This window comes from Streptomyces sp. SID14478 (assembly GCF_010548525.1).
Lineage (GTDB): Bacteria > Actinomycetota > Actinomycetes > Streptomycetales > Streptomycetaceae > Streptomyces.
Window position 1 is genome coordinate 1 of record NZ_JAAGMG010000752.1, and the last position, 2,826, is coordinate 2,826.

Here is a 2,826-nt window from a genome sequence, read left to right on the forward strand (position 1 = left end):
TGCCCCACCAGCCGGACTGCTCGCGGGCGCCGGCGAGGACGACCGCGGCGTGCCGGGGCTGGTGCGGGAGCGCGGCCGTGAGGGTCGCGATCTCCTCGTCGGTGGGGCGCCGGTCGACGGGCAGCCGCGTGGCGACGCGCAGGTCACCCTGCGGCAGGAAGACCAGGCCGGTCTCGAACAGGGCCAGGTCGTGGCTGCCCCGCCCGTCGTTGCGGCGCAGCGCGGACAGCAGGCCCGGCAGCAGCGTCGTACGGAGGGCGGGCTCCTCGTCGGAGAGCGGATTGACGAGGGTGACGACGCGGCGGGCCGGGTCGTCCTCGTCCAGGCCGAGCTGGTCGAGGGCGGCCTCGCCGACGAAGGGGTAGTTCAGCGCCTCGACGTATCCGGCACCGGCCAGGGCGCGGCCCACGCGGCGGTGCGTGCGCTGGCGCTCGGTCAGGCCGCGGCCCGCGGGGGGCTTGGGCAGCGTCGAGGGCAGGTTCTCGTAGCCCTCCAGCCGGATGACCTCTTCGGCCAGGTCGTTCGGGTCCGTCAGGTCGGGCCGCCAGGACGGCACGGTCACCGTCAGGTCGTCCTGCCCGTAGACGTCGCAGCCGACCTGCTGCAGACGGCGCACCACGGTCTCGCGGCCGTACGCGACGCCCGCGACCTTGTCCGGGTGGTCGGCCGGGATGGTGATCGTGCGCGGGGCGCCCGGCGCGATGACCTCGGTGACGCCCTGCTCGGCGGTGCCGCCCGCGAGCAGCACCAGGAGGTCGACGACGCGCTGGGCCGCGGCGGACGTGGCCTGCGGGTCGACGCCGCGCTCGAAGCGCTTGGCCGCCTCGGAGGACAGCTTGTGGCGGCGCGCGGTGCGGCCGATGGTCAGCGCGTCGAAGTGCGCGGCCTCGACGACGACGTCGGTGGTGCCGGCGCCCTCCTCGTGATCGGCGATCTCCGTGTTGGCGCCGCCCATCACACCGGCGAGGCCGATCGGGCCGCGCTCGTCGGTGATGACGAGGTCCTCGGCGTCGAGCGTGCGCTCGGTGCCGTCGAGGGTCTTGAGCTTCTCGCCCTGCTGCGCGCGGCGGACGCCGATCGCGCCCTGGACCAGGGAGCGGTCGTAGGCGTGCAGCGGCTGGCCGAGTTCGAGCATCACGTAGTTCGTGACGTCGACGGCGAGCGAGATCGGGCGCATGCCGGCCTTCTGCAGACGGCGCTGCAGCCAGATCGGCGAGCGGGCCTCCGGGCTCAGACCGGTGACGGTGCGCGCGGTGAAGCGGTCGCAGGCCAGCGGGTCGAAGACCTGGACGGAGTAGCCGAACGCGTTGGGCGCGGGGACGTCGAGGAGCGCCGGGTCGCGCAGCGGGAGCCCGTACGCGATGGCGGTCTCGCGGGCGATGCCGCGCATCGACAGGCAGTAGCCGCGGTCGGGCGTGACGGCGATGTCGAGGACCTCGTCGACCAGCTCGAGCAGCTCGATGGCGTCGGCGCCGACCTCGTGCTCCGGCGGCAGCACGATGATGCCGTGCGTACCGTCGTCGCCCATGCCGAGCTCGTCGGTGGAGCAGATCATGCCGTGCGAGGTCTTGCCGTACGTCTTGCGGGCGGCGATCGCGAAGTCGCCGGGCAGCACGGCGCCCGGCAGGACCACGACGACCTTGTCGCCGACGGCGAAGTTCCGGGCGCCGCAGACGATCTCCTGCGGCTCCCCGGTGCCGTTGGCCTGACCCACGTCGACGGTGCAGAAGCGGATCGGCTTCTTGAAGCCCTCGAGCTCCTCGATGGTCAGGACCTTGCCCACCACGAGGGGGCCCTTGAGACCGGCGCCGAGCTGCTCGACCGTCTCGACCTCGAGCCCTACGCCGACGAGCTTGGCCTGCACGTCGCGGCCGGTCTCGGTGGCGGGGAGGTCGACGTACTCCCGCAGCCAGGAAAGCGGGACCCGCATCAGATCTCCATCCCGAACGGCCGGGTGAACCGGACGTCACCCTCGACCATGTCTCGCATGTCTTCGACGTTGTGGCGGAACATCAGCATCCGCTCGATGCCGAACCCGAAGGCGAATCCGCTGTACTTCTCGGGGTCCACACCGCACGCGGTCAGCACGCGCGGGTTGACCATGCCGCAGCCGCCCAGCTCGATCCAGCCCTCGCTGCCGCAGGTGCGGCACGGCCGGTCCGGGTTGCCGACGGACTCGCCGCGGCACACGTAGCAGACCATGTCCATCTCGGCGGACGGCTCGGTGAAGGGGAAGTAGTTCGGGCGGAGCCGCGTCTTCATGTCGTCGCCGAAGAGCGCCTTGACCATGTGGTCCAGGGTGCCCTTCAGGTCGGCCATGGTGAGGCCCTCGTCCACGGCGAGCAGCTCGATCTGGTGGAAGACCGGCGTGTGCGTGGCGTCCAGCTCATCGGTCCGGTACACGCGGCCCGGGCAGACGATGTAGACGGGCGGTTCCCGGTCGAGCAGCGAGCGGGCCTGCACCGGGGAGGTGTGCGTGCGCAGCACGACACCGGACTCGTCGCCCTCGGTGCCCTCGGGGCCCTGGACGAAGAAGGTGTCCTGCATCTGCCGGGCCGGGTGGTCCGGCGTGAAGTTCAGGGCGTCGAAGTTGAACCACTCCGCCTCGACCTCGGGGCCCTCCGCGATCTCGTACCCCATCGATACGAAGACGTCGGCGACGCGCTCCATCATGGTCGTCAGCGGGTGCCGGGCACCGGCCGCAGTGCGGTCGTAGGGCAGCGTGACGTCCACGGCCTCCTCGACCAGGACGCGCGCGTCGCGCTCGGCCTCCAGCTCGCTCTGGCGCGCGGCGAGGCCCCGGCCGACGGCGGCGCGGGCCTGGCC

At 72.4% G+C, this 2,826-nt stretch carries 2 protein-coding genes; both read right to left on the reverse strand.

What is annotated here, in order from left to right; translation table 11 throughout:
* On the reverse strand, positions 1 to 1,930 hold a 1,930-nt coding region (pheT, locus tag G3I40_RS25010), incomplete at its 3' end, for a phenylalanine--tRNA ligase subunit beta (protein ID WP_164304374.1).
* Positions 1,930 to 2,826, reverse strand: an 897-nt coding sequence (gene pheS, locus G3I40_RS25015; RefSeq protein ID WP_164304375.1) for a phenylalanine--tRNA ligase subunit alpha, incomplete at its 5' end; no start/stop codon positions are given. The genes pheS and pheT, both read right to left, overlap by 1 nt.